Here is a 20827-nt window from a genome sequence, read left to right on the forward strand (position 1 = left end):
GCAAGCCGTCGCCGATGTTGCTTTGACACTTGCCGGACCGACGTCGAGGACGCGGTCAGTGTTCCAGGAGGGGAACTTGATAAATCGCACGCTGGTAGTCGCGGGCGCGGTTTGCGCGACGCTGACACTTTCAGGCTGTGAGCAGGTACGCGGGCTGATCGGAGGAGGAGGGGAGCCCAAAGGACAGGTCGTCGCAACGGTCGATGGCGAGGAGATTACGGCGCTTGAGCTTCGCGCGGAACTGGGAAACTTCAGTGCCCGCGACCCGGCGGTAATCAAGGCGGCGCAGCAGCAGGCGTTGCAGCGCATTATTCTCCGTAAGCTGTTGGCGAAGGCCGCGCGCGACGAGAAGTTGGACAAGAGCTCTGACTACACGATCCAGGTTGGGCGCGGGCAGGAGACTCTTCTGGCTCAACTCTATCAGCGCAAACTTGCGAGCAAGGTGGCCCAGCCGACCGAGGCGGAGATTACGGCTTTCATCACTGATAATCCCAATCAGTTTGAAAACCGAAAGGTACTGTTCGTCGATCAGGTGATCGCAGCACCGAACCAGATCCCTCCTGAGCAACTGCGCCCCCTCAAGTCCCTGGCCGAAGTGAAAGCCCTGCTGGACAGAGAAGGAATACGCTACCAGGACAACGCGGTTGCGCTGGATACATTGACGGCGAATCCGGCGCTTGTCCGGGGTGTCATGGGCCTGCCGCCGGGCGAAGTGTTCGTGATCCCACAGGGTGGCGCCCTGCTGTTCAATCACGTTGCGTCATCACGGGATGCGCCGCTCCGCGGCGATGCAGCCAAGGCTTATGCAACGAACATGCTTCGTCAGCAGAAGGCCGGCCAAACCGTCCAAAAGCAGGTCGAAAGCCTGAGGAAGGCGGCGGAAGATAAGATTCAATACAATGCGGCCTACAAGCCGGCGCCGGAGAAGAAGCCTGCGGCCGCTCCCGAGAAGAAGACCCCGGCGACGGAGGAAGGAGCATCCGCCGCTCCCGGAACAGCGGCTACGCCCTCGCCGTAGCACCTGCGTGGTGTCGCGCGATATCCCGTGACACCACGCCACTATCCTGTGAAATCGGACTGAGCTCTGTGGCTGGCCAAGCGTGATTGGAGACTAGATGGAACCGTTCTCGCTGGCGATCCTCTTCGGATCCATCGTCTCCATAATCGTGTGGAGCTATCTGGACGGACAGAAGAATGGCCGGGAGGTCAGGCGCCACGGAGATAAAGGCGACCGCGCGGGGTGACGCCGAGCGACGCGTCAGGTCGCTGGCTCGTCATTCCCGCCCGGCCTCGCCAGGCTGACGGTGCGTGTCCCGCGAGCCTGGCCTTTTATGATGCCGCTGCGCGGGGGGCGGGTGTCGCAGCTCCGCCGCTGTTCAGGTTCCGCTGGGCCCACATCATCCAGATGAGGGTCGGCATGCCTTCTTCCACGAAGCTGTAGCGCGGCCCGGCCTCATCAGGGTAGACGGGTTTCAGCAGACGCTCGGCGAGCAGGATCTCGATGGCGTCCTGCGCCTTCCGGGCCGAGATTCGATTCGAAGCTTCGACATCAGAAGCGTCGAAGACGCCGTCGGCCGACAAGGCGGCGCGGGAAGTCATAGCCAGAACGTCCTGTCGTCCCTGATCAAATAGACGCTGCACGTGCTGTTGGACGGGTGTGCCGATCCGGCCCTGGAACTCCAATATGGTGCGATCGACGGCGCTGGCTACGTCGGACGGTTGGACCGTACTGCGGCCCGCATCGAGAGAGGCGTGGCCGGCATGGTGGCAGACCAGGTTGGCAATGTACGGCGAGCCGCGGGCCACCTCGACCACGAAGGCGCTCGCCTGGGGGTCGAATTTAAGATCCGCCTCGCGCTCGCCGTTGGCCACGATCTGCATCACCTCGGCCTCCGTCATCTTCGGCACGCGGAGGGCGAAGATGTTGCGGCGGATGGAGGGAATATGCTCCACCAGTTCGGTCAGGTCGGCGGCAACCCCGGCAAGCACGAGTTGCACACGACCCAGGCGGTCCGAAAGGTTCTTGATCACTTCCGCCACGTCGCGCCGGAAAGTGCCGGATTCAGCTCGATCGAACTCGTCCAGGATGATCAGGACGCGGGTGCCCGTAAGGCGCGCGCAGAGGTCGCCAAACTTACGCGGTGTGAGCGGCTCGTTGGGCAGAAGGTCGGCGAGAGAAGCGCCTTTCTCAGTCTCGGCCGCTGTCGGCGAGAAGCCGGAATGGAACAGCAGCGGAATCTCCGCGGCCGCCGCGCGGAACGTCTCGTCGAAGTTCGAGTTCGCGCCGCACGACGTATAGACCACGATATAACGCGCCTCGGTGGCGGCCTGGGTAAGGATGTGCATCAGCGAAGTCTTGCCGATGCCCCGCTCGCCATAGAGCACCACGTGGAGGCGCTGATCCTCGATCGAACGGATGATGGTCTTCAGCACCTCATCTCGGCCGGCGAATAGCCGGCGGTCCGCCACCGGCTGCGATGGCGTGAAGGCGTGACGCAGTTTGGCGCGCACCAAGGCGAAGCGGTCGGAGCCGCGACCGCTCATCTGGTCGCTGGCGGTGGTGTTGAAGCGCGGAAGGCCCGCTTGCTCCGGCGCGCGGCGGTGCGCCTCGCGGACGAGCGGCTTCACGATTGCCGAAGGCGTAGCTTCGGCGCGGTTGGCTTTGACCGGTTTCACCCCCGGGGCCTTCGCTCCGGGCTTCTTCCGCTTGAACGGGTTCCAGCCGGCCAATTTGTTCTCCATCAATCGCGCGTGCGAGATCATACAACGCGTACGCGCGGGATGCGCTCTCGGACGCGTGACATATAGTGCGCACGTTGCCTTCCGTTTGCTTAACCGCCGAGGAGAGACGATTCTGAGGCGCTGTCGCGAAAGCCCGCTCACTTGAGAGGCCTGACTTTCGCGCGGCTCGCATTCATCCTGCGCCCGTGGTACGGTTGGCGCCGACCTTGCAGAGCTGGTCGTCGACGATGTGCCGCAGCCTTCGGGAACGATGCAGAGTCGCGATGTTTGGGTGGGGGCGCTCGTCGTACTCGCCCATTAGGGGAAGCTGGGTGACAGGCGTCGCCGCCCCCCTTACGGTGAACGCTAAGTTAATAGGGGTGCTAACAGATGAACGGTTTTACGAAGTTTTTCGCGGGCGCAGCTGTCGCCCTGTCCATGACCGGTGCTGCTCACGCGACTACGTTTGTGCAGGTGGCGACCTCCGGTTTCGCTGGCCCGAACCAGATCACCTGGGATGGTACGGCGCCGGGTGAAGGTACGCTCACGGTCTCGAATCTGATGACCATCATCAATTTCGACGATGCCCTGTTCAACGACGGGATTTTTGGTCAACAAGCTGTCCTGACGCTCCAGGCCTCCACGAACGGCACGGGCGTGCTGGCGCAATCCCTTCCCAACTTCACCCAGGCCGGCCTTGACGGTTATTTCGAGTTCCGCAGCTTCAGCGATCCCAGCGTTGTGCTGCTGCGCGGTGACTTTACCAACTTCTGGCTCACGGGCGTCACGACCGACACCTCGGGCAATTTCACGTCGGTCGGCGGCCAACTGCAACTTACGTCGGATGTGGTCGATCTGTCCTTCCTCAAGGGTGACAACGCGGTCTTCGGTTTCACCAACGTCAACCCGGCCTACGGGATCACGGGCGGCCAGCTGAACGACTTTATCGGCTCGAACCTGGTCGGATCTTTCGCAGGCTACGTTCCGGAACCCAGCACCTGGGCTCTGATGATCGGCGGCTTCATGGGGGCGGGCGCCATGCTGCGCCGTCGCCGTGCGATGGGCGCCTTCGCCTAACGACAAGATGGCACTCTATGGAACGGGGCCGCGCCTGAAAGGGCGCGGCCTTTTTCTTACCTGACGTTGTGAGCATGCACACCGTAGGGGACTCGAGTGGATAAATAGGAAGGGAATTCGTATAGGCTGGTGCAGCCTGAACGGGGGTATCCCTGTTCAGGAAATTTGGCGTCAGGGAGTTGGAAGGCCTTTGATCCTGAAGTCGATCCTGGGCGTCCTGCGTGCGCGGTGGGTGATTGTGGCCGCCGCATTCGGCGGATGCCTCATCGGAGGGGGCTTCGTTTACGCAACGTCGCCCCCAAGGTACCAAGCGACGGCGAAGGTGATCCTCGACTACATCAAGCCTGATCCGGTGACGGGTGAGTACGTCAACAGCAAGATGGCGCAGGCCTATGTGAACACCCAGCTGGAGATGGTTCGGGACTTCCAGGTCGCGGTCCCGGCGGCCGAAATGCTGGGGTTGCTTGATGACGTCGGGTTGCAGCAAGCGTACGCTGCCGAGCCGGGCGCCAACGCTGCGGACTTTCCACGATGGGTCGCCCGACGTCTCATCAGTGGCACTGGCGCGCGCCTATTGGCCGACAGCAACATCATCATCGTCAGCAGCGTGGGCACGACGCGCGAAGGCGCGCTTGATTTCGTATCCGCGATCCGGACGGCATATATCCGCGCCACGATCGACAGCAAGCGCTTCGGGGCGACCGACGGCGCCACGAACCTCGGTGCGCAGGCGGAGAAGGCCCGGGTGGAGTTGGGGGCTCTCGAAGCCGCGAAGCGGACCCTTGAGGACAAGACCGGCGGCCTGCCACTGATGGAGTCTCGGAGACTCACCAAGCTGGTCACCGATATCCGCACAGGCTTCGTCACATCTCGAGATGAGTCGGCGTCAGCGCCGCGCCTGGCAACTGTGGAGGCGCAGCTTCAGGAGGCCGCGAAGACGCTCGGGCCCAACCACCCCGCGCTCAGGGCGCTCGAGATATCCCGCGACGGGCTGAGAGCGCAGGTCGAACTCGAACGCAGCACGGCCGGGGATGGCGCCCGCCAAGCCGCAATGATCGAGAAGGCGCGACAGGCCGCGATCGACGTTCAGGTGGACAAGGTGCTCTCCACTCGCGAAACGGCCCTTGAGATGCGTCTGCTGGACGAGGAGATCGAGCGGCGGCGGGACATACTGAACTCGCATTACAAGAAGATCGCCGAGCTTAGGCAACTGGCCAATCTCGAACAGTCCAACCTCACGCCGCTCGGAGCGCCGGAAGTCAAGTCAGCGCCCGTATTTCCCAACCCCTGGCTTATTCTCGGCGGAAGTGGCTTCCTGGGCCTGCTTCTGGGCTGCCTAGCGGCTTTACTCGTCGAATTGCTGAACCGGCGCGCCCGCCATCCGCATGAACTGCTCCAAGGACATGGCATTCCGGTTTTGGGCGTGGTGCCGACCTTCGGTCCGTCCTCGGGACGACGGTGGACGCTCAGTGCGCCCCGAACGCGGGACCGACTTCCGCTCGCTGACGTCCAGACGCCATGAGGTTACCGAGACTTGGCCGGAGGCTGGGCCGGTCTGGAGCCGAGAAGGAGACCTTCGGCGGCCAGGGCTGTGAACGTCTGTCACCACTGATTTCGAACCCCGTGTCAGGAGCTGCGGTGTCGCTGCGCCGGATCGCAGGGCAACTCATTGACCGGCACATTGCCGTGGGGCGTCGTGGGGTCGTGATCTGCGGCGTATCTGCGGGCGTAGGAGTGTCCTCCATTGCCGCCAACCTGGCGATCGCAATCGCACAGCAAGCTGTCTCTACGCTCTTCGTAGACACCAACCTTCGTTCAACCCCGGCTTACGGCTTGCATACGGCGACCGAAACCCAAGCGGGGCTGGTTCAGCATCTGCGGGGAGAAGCGACCCTCAACGAGATCATTCAGCCGACGCGGATCGACGGCTTGTTCAGCATTGGATCGGGAGGTCCGGCGGCTGACGCAGATGCGTTGCTCGCTAGAGATGTGTTCCGGGATTTCGTTGAGTCGATCATGCGGAGTCATGAGTTCGTGATCTTTGATTCTCCGCCGGCGAACCGGTTTGCCGACGCCCGTACGATCGCGGCGGGAGTAGGCTATGCGGTCATCGTCGCGAGAAGGGGGATAACATTCCTGGACGACGTATCACTACTCTCGGAACAGTTGGCTCAGGATGGCGTTCGCGTGATCGGGACGGTCTTCAATACAGGGTGATCATGCGCAGGCGCGGGCAGCCTCCCCGTTCAGCGAGCATGTGAGCCAGTCACGCCGGTCTTGGTGTTCAAGCGGTACGTCAACGCGACGATCGCCCCCAGGACCATGAAGGCAAGTGCGTGGTTGGCTTCCTGGCTGAAAACCATCTTCACGATCACGAAATTCAGCAGCATGACCGACATGGGGATCAACAGGGACAACTCTGGATCGTTCCTTACTTCCATGGCCCCCCTCATCGCCTTGTACGATCCCCGCAGCATCAAGCCGTAGAAGACAATGAAACCCAGCACGCCGATCTCGAGTAGAACGCTCAGCCAGTAGGAGTCGATAGTCAGGACGCCAGCAAGGTTCGTCCAGCCAAGTGTTGAGGCGCCTTGGCCTATCCCGTGTCCAATCGGATTCTTTAGGATCATCGGCGTTGCATCAGCCCACTGGTCGAGTCGACTCTGCGTGCTGAACTGTTGCTCCCCTGTTCCCCAGAACTCGTTCCGCAGTCTCCGTACGACGAACGTAGCGGTGAGAAACGCCACAAACACCGCAGGGTAACCGAGCACGATCGCAGGCGCGAAGATGCTGGATTTCACCTGCCTCCAGCGCAGGATCGCCCAGAAGAGGACATAGAAGAGTACGGAGGCGCAGGCGGCCACGAAGCCCAGTCGGGAGTCGGTCAGCAAGATCACCCACACCGAGAGTGGTACGAGAAGCGCAGCCAACCCACGGGTGATGAGGCCATATCTGCTGAAGCTAAGGTGCATAGCAAAAGGCAAGCTGAGACCGAGAAGCTCGGCCAAGCCAAGAGGAGTCGTTTGAGTCGCTGCGGTTCGATAGATCCCGGTTCTGCCGAAGCCGGCACTAAGAATCTTCTGTACCACCGGATCGTCTATCTTGAGGAAGGGTGGAATATGCTGTGCCCAGGGAAGCTGGTGTATCCTCGACTCCCAGATCGCAAACATACAAACGACGCCTAGTGAAAGGAGAAGTATCCGGGTCCACAAGAGGGCGAATGTTGGTCGGCTGAACAGATAGCAGCTGAGGAAAAATATCCCGATCAGGTTCACCAGCGCGACAGCGTATCGGTTCACTGATGATCCGATGTCCGAGGACAGCGGGATTGTCAGCGTCCACAGGGCTAGAAGCGCAATTATCAGCCGAACCTGTATTCTATCGGCGTTGAGGATTTCCTTCATCTCGGATCTGAAAGTCTTTGAGATGGAGATACAGGCTAGAAACACCAGCATCAGGGGAGCCCCCGTGACGCGGAGCATCGTCATCCACGGCAGATTGAGGACGGAAACCGCCAAGTAGTTCGGCCAGAGGATCAGTGCAGCAAAGAAGGCGATGAAGAGCGGCTCGAGAAGGCGGGTCGGCGCGTACTCGCCCGGCGGCAGCGCCCACAGAATGAGGCCTGCCAGGAGGATGATTGGCAATGTGAACGGCATCATCCGCGATGGCGCCAGCGCACCAAATGCAAAGCCGTACGCGATGCAACCCGCTGCGAGGGCGGTGAGCAGGAGGATTCTGAGGGCTGGAGGCGGCGAACTCCTGAAACCCGCCAGGACGGGCAGGGCGGCGGTGTCCGCCTCTCCCCGAGAGAACCAGCGCCGGACGCGTTTCGCCAACCCGGATATCATGATCCTTGGTTCCGGAGCCTCTTCCGAGACTTTGCGGCCGCAGGCCGCCGGATCCGGCTCAGACGTGTCCGAAGGAAATTCCGAAGCTCGACTGGGTCAGTCGTGGCAAGAACGGCGTCGCGCGTGCGCGCGGTGGCGAGCGCTTTGCGGAACTCTGCCTCGTCGTGCGCTACGAGCACCAATCCCCTATCGCGGAACGCGGCGGTGATCTCGGATTGATGGTCGTCATAGTGTTCCTGGAGGCGGGAAAGTCGTGGCATCGCGATAACCTGGCAGCCGGCGCGGAGGGCGGTGATCAGCGACCCCGTTCCGCCATGGCATACGACAATCCTGGCCCGCTGTAGAATAGCTTCGACCTCATCGAAAGGAAGCGTCTCGCTGGTCTCGATTCCTTCGGGTGACCGACCGCCAACTCCCGTCTGGACGATGATGCGTTCTGGGATTTCGCCATCCCTCCGCGCCGCGTCCACGGTGTCGACGAGACGGTCGAACGGCAATGTTGCGCCGACGGTGGCAAACAGGAGATCTTCCTTCGGTGGAATCTCGCCCTCCAGGCGTCGAAACGGATCGAAGACTTCCGCGCGCGGATAAAAGCGAGCGAGTTTAGGTGACTGAACCACCACGTCGTGAGCGAATGGCGCGGCGATCCGGCCGAACAGCGACGGACCGTCGAAGCGCGCAAACGACTCGATCACCACCACGCGCGCGCCGAACAGCCGCGCCCAGATGACCGGGAAGATAACTGCGCCCGCTCCGGTCGAGATGATCACGTCCGGCCGCTCCCTGGACATGAACGCAAGAGACCGGAACAGGCTGACCAGCGCGCCCGTAAGCATCTTGAGCGGGCTCCCGAACCGGGTCTGTCCCCAGGCGAAATGCGGGACGAAATAGGTACGATGCTCGCGCGCCAGTGTCTGGCCCAGAGCAGTGTCCTCGGTGACGAAGAAGTAGTCATGCTCGGACCAGACTTCGCGGAGGTCGAGGAGTTGCCGGACATGCCCTCCTCCCGACGCGGCCAGGCAGACCTTCAAACTCGTGGTGCGGGGGCTGGGCTCGGCTGTCGCCGGATCGGACATGCTTGAGGCCTTGGAATGAGGTGGCGCCTACTTATCCACTTGAAGCGCGTAAAGGAGTGTTGAACCAACTCGCGCTTACTTCGCGTCGGGTTGCCGCTGAAAACGCGCCGCGGCACTGATCGGCGTCCTTGTGGGGTGGTTTTGATGCAGCATGGGCTATCCCGGTCGCCAACGATCGATCGCGTCCTTCGCGGGGAGCTTTGTACCGGCTGTGGCCTGTGCGCCGCCATCGCACCCGACGCGATCTCGATGCATGACGAGGCGCCGGGTTATGCCAGACCTGTCCAGTCTGGTGACCTGTCTGTCGAAGCGGAGCGCCAGATCTCTGCTGCGTGTCCTGGCGCGGTGGTGGCGGAGTGGCCCGCAGGGAAAAGCGTGCATCCCATCTGGGGCCCCTGTGAACAGGTGCTCACCGGGGCGGCGAGTGATCCCGAGACTCGTTTCGAGGGGTCGTCCGGCGGCGCGCTGTCCGCTTTGCTCGTGCATGCGCTTGAACGGGGCGACGTTGATCGGGTGCTTCACACCGGGGCCGACCCTGAGCGACCTTCGAGGAACCTCGTATTCATCTCGCGAACGTCAGCGGAAATCGTCGCCCGGGCCGGTTCACGTTACACTGCGTCATCGCCGATGGCGGCGATTCGCGAGGCGCTCGACGAGGGTGGGCGGTTCGCGTTCGTTGGCAAACCCTGTGACGTGTCGGCCCTGCGCAGACTCGCTCGCACCGATCCGCGTATCGGGCAGTGTGTTCCGCTGGCACTGTCGTTCTTCTGCGGCGGCATTCCCAGCCACGCAGGGGTTGATCGCATACTTGAAGCATTCGGCGTCAAGGCCAACGACCTCGTCCAGTTCCGCTATCGGGGGCGGGGCTGGCCCGGCATGTGCGAGGCTCGGACTCCATCCGGCGCGGCGCAGATGACCTATGCAGACAGCTGGGGACGGTTCCTTTCGAAGGAGGTTCAGTTCCGGTGCAAGATCTGTCCGGACGCCGTCGGCGGTGTCGCCGACATAGCATGTGCGGACGCTTGGTACGGAGACGAGGCCGGATACCCGAGCTTTGATGAACAGGAGGGGCGCAGCCTCATCATCTCGCGCTCCGCAGTGGGACGGAAACTGGTGGAGTCCGCCGTTGCGGCCGGTCAGATCGAGGTTTCGCCGTTGGATATAGGCGAGATCGACAAGATGCAGCCATCGCAGGCGAAGCGGAAACGCCTGGTGCTGGCGCGCACCACAGCGCTTGCATTGCTTGGGCAACCAAGCCCCAGGTTTGCTGGGTTGAAAGTCCTCAAGGCGGCGTCCCGCGCCGCGCCGGCGGAAGCGGTCCGAAACTTGCTAGGCACGATCCGGCGAACGCTGAAGGGGACAAGGAGCCGCCTTTGAGCGGCCCGCGTCGACCTAGGTTTCCTGGGCCGTAGCTGGTACGTAGCGAACAAGGGGATCATTCTGCGTTATGCTGGAGGCTATGAGATGCGACTGAGGCCTTTCGTCCTTGGCCCGCTCATCTATGCCGGCTGCGCAGGGGTGGCTGCCGCCCAGCCTGCGATGCCCACCGTCGCGGGTGATAGGCAATTCAACGTCTCGACGAGCGTCAGCGCCATCTATGACAGCAATTTTGCCCGATCCAGCAGTGCGCTCGCGGCTCAGCGGGGGATCTCGCGACGTGAGTACACGCTCCGCCCGCAGGTCTCCGTGGATATCATCCAGCCGCTCGGAGGTCAGGCGTTGTTCCTGCGGGGTGGGGCTGGCTATGACCTTCACCGAGAGAATTCGCAGTTGGACAGGCCGCGCGCCGATCTTCAAGGCGGCTATCTCACCTCGCTCGGCTTCTGCCAGCTCGCTGCGTTCGGGGCCTACCGAGTATCGCAGAGCGACTTGGCGCTGATCGATTCCCCCGCGATCAAGAACACTCAGCAGTCCACGTCGATCGCTGCGGGCGCGACGTGTGGCCGCCCGCGCGGGTTCGGTGGCTCAGCAATTGTCCAGCGGAGCGAGAACATGAACTCCGCCGCGATCCAGAAGGAAGCCGACAGCACCACCGAGAACCTCCTTCTGAGCCTGGGTTACACGAACCCCACGCTTGGGCGGCTGGCCGGTACGTTCAACTATTCGAACAACGAGTTTCCCAACCGCATTCTTCCAGGACGCCCTGTGGGCGACGGTTTCTTCACGACGGCCTACGGCTTGTCCGCCGAGCGGCAGTTCGGTTCTCGCATCACGGTTCGGGCGGCCGCGGGGCGGACCACGGTCAAGCGGGAGTTTGCGCCACCCGGGAGCGAGGCCAAATTCACCAGCACCACCTATTCCGCAGCGGCGACCTACAGGGCGGGAAGCCGGTTGACCTTTGACGTCCTGGGTGACCGGGCGGTCACGCCCAGTCCGCGCGCCGGTAAGCTCTACGACATCGTCACTTCCGGTGAAGTGCGAGGCAGCTACAGCCTGGGATCTCGATATGTCGTAGGGTTCGGCCATAGAATTCAGGATATCGACTCCAACGTGGACACCACGCTGAACGTGCCCGTGCTGACAAATTCTCGCACCAATGCGACGTTCGCTTCGCTTCGGTATCGCCAGAGCCGTCGCGCCAGCCTGCTCCTGGACGTTCGTTATGAGGATCGCAACGCTAATCTGCCCGAATTCAACTATACTTCAACACGGGTGGGCCTCACCGCAGAGGTCGGCTTCTAGGTCTGGATGGTATCGGATGATGTCGCGGATATTCTCGGTCGCCGTCGTGGCGATTGTGGCTCTTTTTGCTCTTCCGGCCGCCGGGCAGGCGCAGAATCCGGCGAGCGACGGGGCGGTTGTCGGGCAGGGTGCGACTATGACGCCACCAGCCCCCACGTCCTCGGCCTATGTTCTGGGACGTGACGATGTCGTCGAGGTCGGTTTGCTGGGCCGAACCGACTTTGGGGGGCGCGCGCGGGTTCAGGCTGACGGCACGATCCAGTTGCCCTTCGTCGGAAAGGTTCCTGCGGCAGACCGGACGACCGCCGAGTTGTCGGACAACATCCGCGAGGCGTTGCGCGCCGGGGGATATTTCGCCGATCCGGTGGTGACCATCGAAGTCGTGGGCTATGCCAGCCGGTATGTCACGGTTCTGGGATATGTCGGGTCGCCTGGTCTCGTGCCCATCAATCGACCTTACCGGCTTTCCGAGATACTCGCCCGCGTTGGCGGTGTCCGGGAAGGGGCGGCGGACTATCTGATCGTCCGACCGGAGGCGGGCGAGGAGAAACGGTTGCTCATTCGCGACCTGGCCACCGGGGACGCCAATCAGGATCCCCACGTCAGCGCCGGCGACAAAATCTATGCGCCGGTCGCTGAGACTTTCTACATATATGGGCAGGTAAATTCGCCGGGCACCTATGCAATGCAGACCGGACTGACGGTTCGCATGGCGTTGGCGAAAGCGGCTGGCCTCACAGAGTCAGGCTCAGATAAGAAGATCAGCGTCACGAGAGCTGGTCGTAAAGTCAAGGTGAACGCGGATGATCGTGTCGAGCCGGGCGACGTCTTCGAAGTGGGAGAGCGCCTCTTCTAGAGGTGTTTGGTCCTAATGAATATTGTCCAATTCTTTCGGATACTTCTGGCTCATAGGGCCTTGATCGGTGCTTGCGCGGCGATCTGCCTCGTCGTGGGTGTAATCGCAATCAACGTAATTCCGCCGAGGTACGAAGCCTACTCGCGGGTCATGCTTGATGCGATCAAGCCCGATCCAGTCACGGGGCAGGTGATTTCCCCTGCCTATCTGCGAGCCTATACGCGGACACAGATCGAATTGATCAAGGATCAGCAAGTCTCGCGACTGGTCGTGCAGGATCTCAAGTGGCAGAGCGATCCCGCTCGCCAGCGAGCCTATCGAAACCGGGAAGGCGGACGTGATCTCGACTTCGATACATGGGCGTCGAAGACGATCTCCGAAGGCGCGCAGGCGAACGTGATCATGGGCAGCAATATCCTTGAGATCGGATATAGCTCCACTTCGCCAAGTGAGGCGCGGCTGATCGCCGACGCGCTTCAGAAGGCATACATGGACGTTACCCTGCAGACGCGTCGAGAGGCCGCGCGCCGGAACGCGGACTGGTATGAGGGGCAGGCCGAGAAGGCCCGCAAGATCCTGTTTGACGCCGAGGCGTCCAAAGCGGCCTACGAACGTGAGACCGGGATCGTGCTCCAGGAAGACAAGATCGACATCGATAGCGCCCGCTTGGCGGCGCTGGCCTCTCAGGGCGCGGCGCCTGTCTTCGCTTCGGCGGGCAGCGCGACAGCCGCAAGTGTCGCGCAACTCGGCCTCCTCGATGCCGAGATCGCTGAACAGACGAAGGTCCTCGGGCCCAATCACCCGACACTTCAGCAGCTCAAGGTCCGACGAAACCTTCTGGCGCAGCAGGTCGAGCAGGAGCGGAATAGTTCGGCGGCGGCTACGGGCGCGGCCATGAACGCTTCACGGGCTACCAGCGGTATGCTGGAACAACAGAAGGCCAAGGTGATGGCGCAGCGGGAGCAGGTCGAGCGGCTGCGGCTGATGCAGGACGACATCGACCTCCGTCGCGAGCAATACAAGCAGTCCGTGGCCCGCTCGGCGCAGCTTCGGCAGGAGTCCGACGTGGCTGAAGCCGGAGTGACGCCGTTGTCGAGCGCCATCACGCCGCAGTCGCCGGTCTTCCCCAACAAACTGCTTATTGTCGGGGCTTCGGTTCCAGGCGGCGTCGCGCTCGGGATTCTGCTGGCGCTCCTGCTGGAACTCATGGGCCGGCGCGTCCGGAGCGCCGACGATCTCGTCGCTTTGGCGGAAGCCCCCGTGTTGGCGGTCATCCGCAACCCCAATCTGAAGTCAGTACAGTTCCGTTTCCCGACCTTCCGGCGCGGAAAGGGGGGGCCGATGCAGGCCGCCCGGGCATGAACGAAGAACGTGCGACATCGAACGGCGCCGCGCCGATTGCCGCTCTTCCACCCGGTACAGCTGTCCCCGCGGCGCCAGAGGAGAGGTCTCTGCGTGTATACGAGTTCTCACGAGATCTCGTAACGCTCTCGGAAGGTCGGGAGGCTGAAGCCGAAGCCGTTCGGACAATCCGCACCCATATCATGGCGCGGCACGTCGAAGACGGGCGCCGTGGGGTCGCGATATGTGCGCCCACCGCCGGTGTGGGATGCACCTACACGGCCGTCAACCTCGCCGTCGCGCTTTCGCAGGCTGGCCTGTCCACCTTGTTGATCGATGGGGACCTGCGCTCACCGCAGCTTGGCGACTACATCCGGGCGGAAGCCGCGCCCGAGGGGCTGATACAGTGCCTGACCGAACCGGGTAGGCGCCCAGGCGACGTCATCCATCACGAAGTTCTCCCGAACTTATCTCTTCTCTACTCGGGCGGTTTGGCCGACAACGCACAGGAGTTGCTCGCCAGCGACGGTTTCAAGAGCCTGATCGAGCGCTGTCTACGGGACTTCGAGTTCACGATCGTTGACTGTCCAGCGGCGAACGATGTCGCCGACGCCCTGAGAATCTCGAGCGTGGTCGGCTATTCCCTCGTCGTGGCGAAGGCGCACATGACCCGGTCGGCCGACGTGGCGAATCTTGTGAAGCAACTCAAGGAGGACGGGGCCGAGATCGTCGGCACGGTCCTGAGCGAAGTCTGACTGGGATGGCTGAACTCGCAGATAAGGGGGCGAGCAGCCCACCCTTGCTCCGTCGATTGGCGGAACACGCGCCGCTGTTCATCGCGGCGGCCATCTTCGCGGGGCCGACAATTGTGCGCCTCGGCGAGCAGGTGTGGTCGCGGGAGTTCGGGGCTCACGGGCCGATCGTTCTGGCGACCGGAGCCTGGCTTCTCTGGCGGCGGCTTCCAGCCATGGCCGAATTGCGGGAGGAGGGGCGGTTCGGGCTCACGATCGCGGCCGTTGCGGTGTCCCTTGCTGTCTATATCGTCGGCCGGGCCTACGACTTCATCAGCCTTGAGGCGGCGGGACTCTACGGATTCGGCATTGCGATCCTTCACGATCGCTTCGGCCTTCGGGCCATGCTCCAGAACTGGTTTCCGATCTTCTATCTTGGACTTCTGCTGCCTGTCCCAGGTTGGATGTTGGACGAATTCACGGCGCCGTTGAAGCTGTTGGTGTCGGCGCTGTCGGCCTGGATCGTGCAACTCATGGGAGTGCCGCTCGTCAGAGAGGGCGTCACCATGACCGCCGGTCCCTATCAACTTCTTGTTGAGGACGCGTGTTCAGGCCTGAACTCTCTCATTGGGCTCATCGCGATCACGCTGTTCTACATATACCTTCTTCGCGACGCGGGCTGGAAGTACTCGGCGTTTCTAGTCTCACTCATCATTCCGGTCGCTATCGCGGCCAACGTCGTGCGCATCGTGATCCTCATCCTGCTGACGTACCATTTCGGTGACGCCGTCGGGCAAGGCTTCCTGCACGTAACAGCGGGTCTGTTCCTCTTTGCGGTCTCTCTGTTGCTCATGTTTGCGATTGACAGCCTGGTTTCGAAGCTCTGGCCATCGGCGAAAGGCAACGCGATCGCATGAGAAAGCGAGATTTGATCCTAGGGGGACTGGCTCTCGCGTCGCTCGGCGCTGCCGAGGCGTTGCGGCCCCGCAATCGCTACATCCTCCTCAAGAACACGACGGTCGATAAGACGCTTCCTCTGCAGTTCGGGGCTTGGGAGGGCCGACCTGTCGAGGATCTCATTGGGCCCGAGCTTGCGGGCCGGCTTGCCCAGACCCTCTACAGCGAGACGGTCGCCCGCGTTTACTTCGACCCGAATACAGGCGCCAGCGTGATGCTCCTGGCCGCTTATGGGGATACACAAAGCGACCTCCTCCAACTGCATCGGCCCGAGAGTTGCTATCCCGCCGTGGGTTTCAGTCTCGAGTTTGCGCAATCCATCAATTTGCCCCTTCCCGGTGGCTCCCTGCTGCCAGCCCGGCGCGTGATCGCCACGACCCAGGAGCGAAGGGAAAACATTCTCTACTGGACGCGCATGGGCGAACGCCTGCCTCGGACAGGAGGGGAACAGCGCGTCGCGCGGTTCGAGAATTCGGTCCAGGGCTACATCCCGGACGGCATCCTCATCCGCTGCTCGGCCATGGGGGCCTCGGAGCAGGGTTTCGCCGTATTGGACCGGTTTGTTCCCGAGTTGCTCAAGGCCGTGGCGGTGGACAAGAGGCCGGCGCTCGTGGGCACTCGTCTAGCTCGAGAGATCGGCTGACGCGGATTTGCACGGGGGGCTCAAGTCGTTTGATGCACCCCTGTTCGAGGTGATTTCCCCGGGCGCGCTTTTGAGTCTCCAGTGTCGGCTCATCGGCCGAGCGACAAGGCTGGGACGATCATCTTGGAGCTCGATAGAGAGCAATCAGCGTACGTGATCCGTACGCTCAGTTGTAGATGTGTGAAGATGGGTCAAATCAAGATCGGGCTGTTGTGGCACTGTGACGCCGCCGGCAACCTGGGTGTCGGCGCTCTTACGGTCGGGAACATCGCGTCAGCCCGTCAGGCTGCGCAACGGCTTGGAGTCTCTCCACAATTCACCCTGCTTCAGTTCCCCGGGGATCTCGCTCACCCGTATGTGAGCGGCCCCGACATCCGGACATTCAACATCAGCCGTCGGTCGTTGCAGTCGCCCGGAGGGTACTGGCGCGAATTGGCGGACTTGGATTGCATCCTCGATATTGGGGCGGGGGACAGCTTCGCCGACATCTACGGTTCCACGCGCTTTGCGTTCATGATCCTGACCAAGGAACTGGCCTTCCTCCGAGGTAAGCCTTTGCTCCTGAGTCCGCAGACGATCGGCCCCTTTTCGCGCCAGCCCTATAAGGCGCTGGCGCGGCGCGCCCTCGTCAAGGCCCACGCAGTCGTCGCCCGGGATCCCGAGTCGATGGCGGCGTTGACATCTTTGGCGCCGCGGGCGCGCGGCGTGCAGTCCATTGACGTGGCGTTCCGTCTGCCCTTCACGCCGCCGGCGCCCCGGAAGGAGGACGTCCTGGAGATCGGGGTCAATGTGTCGGGCCTGCTCTATAATGGCGGGTATGGCGGTGGGAACGACTACGGGCTGGAGGTCGACTACGCTGAGTTGATGCGCCGCTTCATTCGCCATCACGCGGCGCGCAGCGATGCGCGGGTCCATCTCGTCTGCCACGTCCTATCGGAACGTCTGGCGCGGGACGATGATGCCCGGGTTGCTGATGTGCTGGCTCAGGAATTCCCTACAGTCGTGCGCGCGCCAAACTTCCGGTCTCCGGAGGAGGCGAAGTCTTACATCGCCGGCCTGGACTTCCTCGTGGCCGGAAGGATGCATGCCTGTATCGCGGCGTACTCCGCCGGAGTGCCCGTGGCGCCTATCGCCTACAGCCGAAAGTTCTCAGGGCTCTTTTCCGGCGCTCTTGGATACGACCATCTCGTGCCTGTCCGAGGTATGAGCACCGATATGGCGTTGGAATTTCTCAACGACCGTCTGACGAAGCGCGAGGCCTTGCGCCAAGACATAGCCGTCGGGTCTGGCGTGGTTGCGCAGGGTCTCGCGACCTACGATGCGGTGCTGGAGGAATTCTTCTCGCGCGCGTTGGCAAGATAGAGGGCTTTCGTCGCCCGTCTCTCAGCCCCGCTTCGCCAGCCCCGGCTGGAGCGCGCGCCAGGCCTCGACGACGGGGGCCAGGCGGGGATCGTCGGTTGCGGTGAGGTCGTGGCGGCGTTCGAACGCCATGCCGGCCAGGTCGCCGCGGCGCCACTTCAGGACCACTTCGTAGGCCGCGTTCTCCTGGAAGTGCAGGAGGATGAAGCGGGGCGGCAGGCGGTAGAAGTGCGAAAGCTCGACCTTGGCGCCGGAAGCGCTCAGGTCCTTGATGATGCAGTCGGCCCAGATGCCCATCCGCTCGCCGTGCATGACGCGGCCCGGGGCGCTGACCGACACACGCGGTTCGGCGCGGCGCTCCATATAGTTCGGGGCGGGCTTGGACGTCATGCGTCCCAGGTACCGTCAGGCTGGTTGAGAAGTCGTTCCTTTTTCCCGGCGTTCGCGTGACAGGGGTGCGGCGGCCTGCCGCAGGCCCATCTCAGGCGGCCCATCTCAGGCGGCCCCTCTCAGGCGGCCCGGCGTCAGCGGCGCGGCTGGAACAGGACCTCGCTCACCTTTCGGGCGCCGTCGAGGCGGTCGAGCTGGACCACGATGTCGATCACACGACTGACGTAGGTCTGCACCTTGTCCCAACCCAGATCGACGCCCGAGGTGAGGGCCAGGAGCGCGATCTGGTCCAGCGCGCCGGCCGGGCTGTCGGCGTGGATGGTGGTGAGCGAGCCTGGGTGACCGCTGTTGACCGCGCGCAGGAAGGCGAAGGCCTCCCGGCCGCGCAGTTCGCCGAGCAGGATGCGATCGGGCCGCAGGCGGAGCGACGCCGCCAGCAACGTGTCGGCATCGACGCGAGCCTCGCCCAGCTCGCCGCGCACGGCCACCAGGCCCACGCTGTTGGGGTGGTCCAGGCGCACCTCGGGCGCGTCCTCGATCACCACCAGCCGCTCGCTGCGGTCGATCTCCTTCACCAGGGCGTTCAGGAGGGTGGTCTTGCCGCTGCCCGTGCCGCCCGAGATGACGATGGTCTTGCGGCGGCGCACGGCGGCCTTGAGGAAGGCGGCCATGTCGCCGGCGGCCAGCATGGCCTCGAGTTCGGCGTCCGCCTCGGCCGTGCGGGCCGGATCGCTGCGGGCGGTGGTCTCGAAGAGCCCGTCCCGCGCCAGGTCGGTGACCGACAGGTCGGATATCAGGTGCTTGCGGACGGCCAGCGCCAGGCCGCCCCGGGTGGCGGGCGGCGCCACCACCTGCACCCGTGCGCCATCGGGCAGCGTGGCCGACAGCAGGGGCTGCTCGCGGTTGACGCCCTGATGGCTGGCGGCGGCGATCTGGCGGGCCAGCCGCTGGAGCGCCGTCTCGGTCAATTCGTCGGCCGGCTCGCGGGTGATCGCGCCGTCGGTGGTCTCGATCCAGACCTCGCCGGGCCGGTTGATCAGCACGTCGGTGACGTCGGGCCGCGAGAGCCAGGGCGAGAGCGGCGCCAGGTAGGCGCTGAGGTAGACGTTCGCACTCATTGGGGCGCACTCATGGCCGGGTCACCGCACCACGCCGGCGAAGTCGAGGTCGCGGGCGACAAAGACCTGCACCGGCACGCCCTGGGGCACCTTGATGGTGTCGGGGATGTTCACCTGCGACTGGAGGGCCGTCGCGCCCACGTTGCTGACCTGGGCGGGGTTGCCGATGATCACGGTGGAGCCGCTGCCCTCGGACGCCAGCGCCGTCGTCCCGGCCTGGAGCACCGTCAGCAGGATGGCGGCGCCGAAGCGCTGGAAGAAATGACGGTCCACGTCGCCCTCCAGGCCGCCACGGCCCAGGCGGTCCGCGGCGGGCGAGCCGATGTCGATGGTGACCCCCGTGGGGCTGATGATCCGTTCCCAGACGACGAAGGCGCGGGTCTGGCCCTGGGCGGCGGCGCTCTTGTACTGGCCCACCAGCTTGGAGCCGCGCGGGATCAGCACCCGGCTGCCGTCGAAGCTGCGCACATCGCGACTGACCACGCCACGGACGGAACCCGGCAGGTCGGAGTTGATCGCGGTTTCCAGAACCGCGGCGATGACCGTGCCCTGAGGCACGGTGCGCCCCAGGTCGCGCATCTGGCTGGCGCGCGCCGTGTCGCCGAGGCTGCCCGTCAGCCGGGCGGAGAAGCGCTCGTCGGCCGACTGGCGGCCATCGACGCCGGCCGGTCCCGCCGGCGACCCGGTCGCCGGGCCGGCGGCCGTGGCCTGAGCCGCCTGGGCCGCGGACTGCGCATCCGGCGCGCCGCTGAAGTCGACGACCATGGTGGGCGCGCGCCAGTGGGCCATTTCCGGGTCGACGGCCGGGCCCACCATTGCGTTCGCCGGCGGCGCCGGCGCGGCGGAGGGCGCGGGCGGGATGGCGGCGGGGGCCGGCTGTGCGACCGGAGCCGGCGCCGCTTCGGGAGCTGGAGGCGGCGTCTGGGCTTGGGCCTCGCGGCTGCTCGAGAGGCCGTTGAAGACCATCAGGCCCAGAACGGCCGCGCCACCGACGCCAGCCCAGACGGTCCAGGGCGAATCCGGCGCCTGGACCCGAGGACGCGCGGACACGCCGCGTTCGAAGACGGCGCTCACGGGGCCTCCGCCCACTGGCCGTCCGCCCTTGCGCTTCTTGTCGGCCTCGAGCTTCATCGGCGCCACCAGGGATCCTTCTTGCGCGGCCTGAGCGCGCTGGCCTCCTCGACGCGGAAGCCATCGTTGTAGATGCGGGTCACTTCGCTGCCGCGTCGAAGGACGAAGCCGGGGGCGATGCGGTCGACCACGACGTAGCCGTCGCGCTGGCGTGTGTTGACCACCGCCTCGCCGCCATCGGGATCGAGGGCGTAGATCGCGGGCAGATCCTCGCTTGCGCGGAAGCTGAAATAGGTGTCGAGGCCGTCGTCGAAGACCTTGACCGGCAGGGTCCGCGACGAGCCGTCGTAGGAATAGGCGCTGTTGCGCTCGACCGGCGGCGGCGGCGGCGGCGGCGGCGCGATCACCGCCATGACCGGCGGGGCGTACAGGAACCGTACGCTGAACGGCGCCGTCCTTGCGGCGGCCCGTGGGCGCAGGCCCAACTCGAAGTTGTAGCGGCGCAGGTTGGTGACCACCGTCATGTTGGTGGCCGGCCGCTGCGACATGGGCTTGAGGAACAGGAGGTTCGCGCGCCGGTTCGGCGTCACCTGCCAGCCGAGGGAATCGCCGATGGCGACGTTCTCGATCCGCTCGGCAGGGTCGAACTCGACCGAAAGCTGGTAGCCCAGGGCCACGCGCAGCTCGACCACCGCCTCGGGGTCGTAGTCGACCACATGGATGCGCGGGTCGCCGGGGCCGGGGCGCGGGACGACCGCGAGGGCCGGCGTGGCGGCGAGCGCCAGGGCCACGGCCAGCCCGCGGAAGGGGAAGGCGCGGCTCATCGGGCCACTCCGGCGCGGCGTGCGGTGAAGCTGTTGCGGCGATAGGCGTCGCCCAGGCGGCGCGTGTCGTCGAAGGTCACGGATACCTGTCTCGGGGATGTGGGGTTGGCGGCGGCGGCCACGGCCGCCGCCC

At 64.1% G+C, this 20827-nt stretch carries 20 protein-coding genes; 13 read left to right on the plus strand and 7 right to left on the minus strand.

The window, feature by feature from the left end; all coding sequences use genetic code 11:
* Window positions 1–76 precede the first annotated feature (76 nt).
* Entirely contained in the window at window positions 77–1018 is a 942-nt protein-coding gene (locus WG212_RS19985; protein ID WP_337188879.1) for a hypothetical protein, read from the plus strand.
* 97 nt (window positions 1019–1115) lie between these two features.
* Complete coding sequence (locus WG212_RS19990; RefSeq protein ID WP_337188880.1) at window positions 1116–1244, plus strand: hypothetical protein; 129 nt, start codon at window positions 1116–1118, stop codon at window positions 1242–1244.
* 85 nt (window positions 1245–1329) lie between these two features.
* On the opposite strand, the gene WG212_RS19995 is transcribed toward WG212_RS19990, so the two are convergent.
* Window positions 1330–2730 (minus strand): AAA family ATPase, encoded by a 1401-nt coding sequence (locus tag WG212_RS19995; RefSeq protein ID WP_337188881.1) that lies wholly within the window; start codon window positions 2728–2730, stop codon window positions 1330–1332.
* Between the two features lie 381 nt (window positions 2731–3111).
* On the opposite strand from WG212_RS19995, the gene WG212_RS20000 reads away from it, so the two are divergent.
* The 3 genes from WG212_RS20000 (at window position 3112) to WG212_RS20010 (ending at window position 6015) form a co-directional block, all read left to right on the plus strand.
* The gene (locus WG212_RS20000; RefSeq protein ID WP_337188882.1) at window positions 3112–3798 is read left to right on the plus strand and encodes a PEPxxWA-CTERM sorting domain-containing protein; all 687 of its coding nucleotides are present in this window, start codon (window positions 3112–3114) and stop codon (window positions 3796–3798) included.
* Window positions 3799–3988: 190 nt separating this feature from the next.
* Window positions 3989–5320 carry a hypothetical protein gene (locus WG212_RS20005; RefSeq protein ID WP_337188883.1) on the plus strand — a complete coding sequence of 444 codons (1332 nt, stop codon included), beginning with the start codon at window positions 3989–3991 and terminating at the stop codon, window positions 5318–5320.
* 116 nt (window positions 5321–5436) lie between these two features.
* Window positions 5437–6015 (plus strand): AAA family ATPase, encoded by a 579-nt coding sequence (locus tag WG212_RS20010; protein WP_337188884.1) that lies wholly within the window; start codon window positions 5437–5439, stop codon window positions 6013–6015.
* Between the two features lie 29 nt (window positions 6016–6044).
* On the opposite strand, the gene WG212_RS20015 is transcribed toward WG212_RS20010, so the two are convergent.
* A complete protein-coding gene (locus tag WG212_RS20015) occupies window positions 6045–7634 on the minus strand; it encodes an O-antigen ligase family protein (protein ID WP_337188885.1) in 1590 nt (529 codons plus the stop codon).
* A gap of 8 nt (window positions 7635–7642) precedes the next feature.
* Window positions 7643–8722 (minus strand): glycosyltransferase, encoded by a 1080-nt coding sequence (locus WG212_RS20020; protein WP_337188886.1) that lies wholly within the window; start codon window positions 8720–8722, stop codon window positions 7643–7645.
* Between the two features lie 249 nt (window positions 8723–8971).
* Here WG212_RS20020 and WG212_RS20025 point away from each other — a divergent pair, with 249 nt between their 5' ends.
* The 8 genes from WG212_RS20025 to WG212_RS20060 all read left to right on the plus strand — a co-directional run bounded on the left by WG212_RS20025 (window position 8972) and on the right by WG212_RS20060 (window position 17294).
* Window positions 8972–10099, plus strand: coding sequence for a Coenzyme F420 hydrogenase/dehydrogenase, beta subunit C-terminal domain (locus WG212_RS20025; protein ID WP_337188887.1), 1128 nt, complete (start codon window positions 8972–8974; stop codon window positions 10097–10099).
* Between the two features lie 87 nt (window positions 10100–10186).
* On the plus strand, window positions 10187–11404 hold the full coding sequence (locus tag WG212_RS20030; RefSeq protein ID WP_337188888.1) for a hypothetical protein: 1218 nt from the start codon (window positions 10187–10189) through the stop codon (window positions 11402–11404).
* Between the two features lie 16 nt (window positions 11405–11420).
* Complete coding sequence (locus WG212_RS20035; RefSeq protein WP_337188889.1) at window positions 11421–12260, plus strand: polysaccharide biosynthesis/export family protein; 840 nt, start codon at window positions 11421–11423, stop codon at window positions 12258–12260.
* Between the two features lie 15 nt (window positions 12261–12275).
* On the plus strand, window positions 12276–13622 hold the full coding sequence (locus WG212_RS20040) for a Wzz/FepE/Etk N-terminal domain-containing protein (protein ID WP_337188890.1): 1347 nt from the start codon (window positions 12276–12278) through the stop codon (window positions 13620–13622).
* Window positions 13619–14356 (plus strand): CpsD/CapB family tyrosine-protein kinase, encoded by a 738-nt coding sequence (locus WG212_RS20045; RefSeq protein ID WP_337188891.1) that lies wholly within the window; start codon window positions 13619–13621, stop codon window positions 14354–14356. Before WG212_RS20040 ends, WG212_RS20045 begins: the two co-directional genes overlap by 4 nt.
* A gap of 5 nt (window positions 14357–14361) precedes the next feature.
* The gene (gene xrtV / locus WG212_RS20050; RefSeq protein WP_337188892.1) at window positions 14362–15249 is read left to right on the plus strand and encodes an exosortase V; all 888 of its coding nucleotides are present in this window, start codon (window positions 14362–14364) and stop codon (window positions 15247–15249) included.
* The gene (gene epsI / locus WG212_RS20055) at window positions 15246–15932 is read left to right on the plus strand and encodes an exosortase-associated protein EpsI, V-type (protein ID WP_337188893.1); all 687 of its coding nucleotides are present in this window, start codon (window positions 15246–15248) and stop codon (window positions 15930–15932) included. The genes xrtV and epsI overlap by 4 nt, the downstream gene beginning before the upstream one ends.
* 186 nt (window positions 15933–16118) lie before the next feature.
* Window positions 16119–17294: a polysaccharide pyruvyl transferase family protein gene (locus WG212_RS20060; protein ID WP_337188894.1), complete on the plus strand. Its 1176-nt coding sequence runs from the start codon at window positions 16119–16121 to the stop codon at window positions 17292–17294.
* A 21-nt stretch (window positions 17295–17315) separates the two neighbouring features.
* Here WG212_RS20060 and WG212_RS20065 read toward each other — a convergent pair whose 3' ends face one another.
* The 4 genes from WG212_RS20065 to WG212_RS20080 form a co-directional block, all read right to left on the minus strand.
* Window positions 17316–17681 (minus strand): PilZ domain-containing protein, encoded by a 366-nt coding sequence (locus WG212_RS20065; RefSeq protein ID WP_337188895.1) that lies wholly within the window; start codon window positions 17679–17681, stop codon window positions 17316–17318.
* Window positions 17682–17815: 134 nt separating this feature from the next.
* A complete protein-coding gene (gene virB11, locus WG212_RS20070) occupies window positions 17816–18799 on the minus strand; it encodes a P-type DNA transfer ATPase VirB11 (RefSeq protein ID WP_337188896.1) in 984 nt (327 codons plus the stop codon).
* Window positions 18800–18820: 21 nt separating this feature from the next.
* Window positions 18821–19930, minus strand: coding sequence for a type IV secretion system protein VirB10 (virB10, locus tag WG212_RS20075; protein ID WP_337188899.1), 1110 nt, complete (start codon window positions 19928–19930; stop codon window positions 18821–18823).
* Window positions 19927–20694, minus strand: coding sequence for a TrbG/VirB9 family P-type conjugative transfer protein (locus WG212_RS20080; RefSeq protein ID WP_337188897.1), 768 nt, complete (start codon window positions 20692–20694; stop codon window positions 19927–19929). Before WG212_RS20080 ends, virB10 begins: the two co-directional genes overlap by 4 nt.
* Between the last annotated feature and the right edge of the window lie 133 nt (window positions 20695–20827).

It is taken from the genome of Phenylobacterium sp. (genome assembly GCF_037189685.1).
In the GTDB taxonomy this organism is placed as follows: Bacteria; Pseudomonadota; Alphaproteobacteria; order Caulobacterales; family Caulobacteraceae; genus Phenylobacterium.

Excerpts from the sequence above, each read along its gene's own strand:
- WG212_RS19990 (WP_337188880.1), top strand. The coding sequence starts at position 1,116 with ATGGAACCGTTCTCGCTGGCGATCCTCTTCGGATCCATCGTCTCCATA.
- WG212_RS20000 (WP_337188882.1), top strand. The coding sequence starts at position 3,112 with ATGAACGGTTTTACGAAGTTTTTCGCGGGCGCAGCTGTCGCCCTGTCC.
- WG212_RS20020 (WP_337188886.1), bottom strand. The coding sequence starts at position 8,722 with ATGTCCGATCCGGCGACAGCCGAGCCCAGCCCCCGCACCACGAGTTTG.
- WG212_RS20025 (WP_337188887.1), top strand. The coding sequence starts at position 8,972 with ATGCATGACGAGGCGCCGGGTTATGCCAGACCTGTCCAGTCTGGTGAC.
- WG212_RS20030 (WP_337188888.1), top strand. The coding sequence starts at position 10,187 with ATGCGACTGAGGCCTTTCGTCCTTGGCCCGCTCATCTATGCCGGCTGC.
- WG212_RS20035 (WP_337188889.1), top strand. The coding sequence starts at position 11,421 with ATGATGTCGCGGATATTCTCGGTCGCCGTCGTGGCGATTGTGGCTCTT.
- WG212_RS20040 (WP_337188890.1), top strand. The coding sequence starts at position 12,276 with ATGAATATTGTCCAATTCTTTCGGATACTTCTGGCTCATAGGGCCTTG.
- WG212_RS20045 (WP_337188891.1), top strand. The coding sequence starts at position 13,619 with ATGAACGAAGAACGTGCGACATCGAACGGCGCCGCGCCGATTGCCGCT.
- xrtV (WP_337188892.1), top strand. The coding sequence starts at position 14,362 with ATGGCTGAACTCGCAGATAAGGGGGCGAGCAGCCCACCCTTGCTCCGT.
- epsI (WP_337188893.1), top strand. The coding sequence starts at position 15,246 with ATGAGAAAGCGAGATTTGATCCTAGGGGGACTGGCTCTCGCGTCGCTC.
- WG212_RS20060 (WP_337188894.1), top strand. The coding sequence starts at position 16,119 with ATGGGTCAAATCAAGATCGGGCTGTTGTGGCACTGTGACGCCGCCGGC.
- WG212_RS20065 (WP_337188895.1), bottom strand. The coding sequence starts at position 17,681 with ATGACGTCCAAGCCCGCCCCGAACTATATGGAGCGCCGCGCCGAACCG.
- virB11 (WP_337188896.1), bottom strand. The coding sequence starts at position 18,799 with ATGAGTGCGAACGTCTACCTCAGCGCCTACCTGGCGCCGCTCTCGCCC.
- virB10 (WP_337188899.1), bottom strand. The coding sequence starts at position 19,930 with ATGAAGCTCGAGGCCGACAAGAAGCGCAAGGGCGGACGGCCAGTGGGC.
- WG212_RS20080 (WP_337188897.1), bottom strand. The coding sequence starts at position 20,694 with ATGAGCCGCGCCTTCCCCTTCCGCGGGCTGGCCGTGGCCCTGGCGCTC.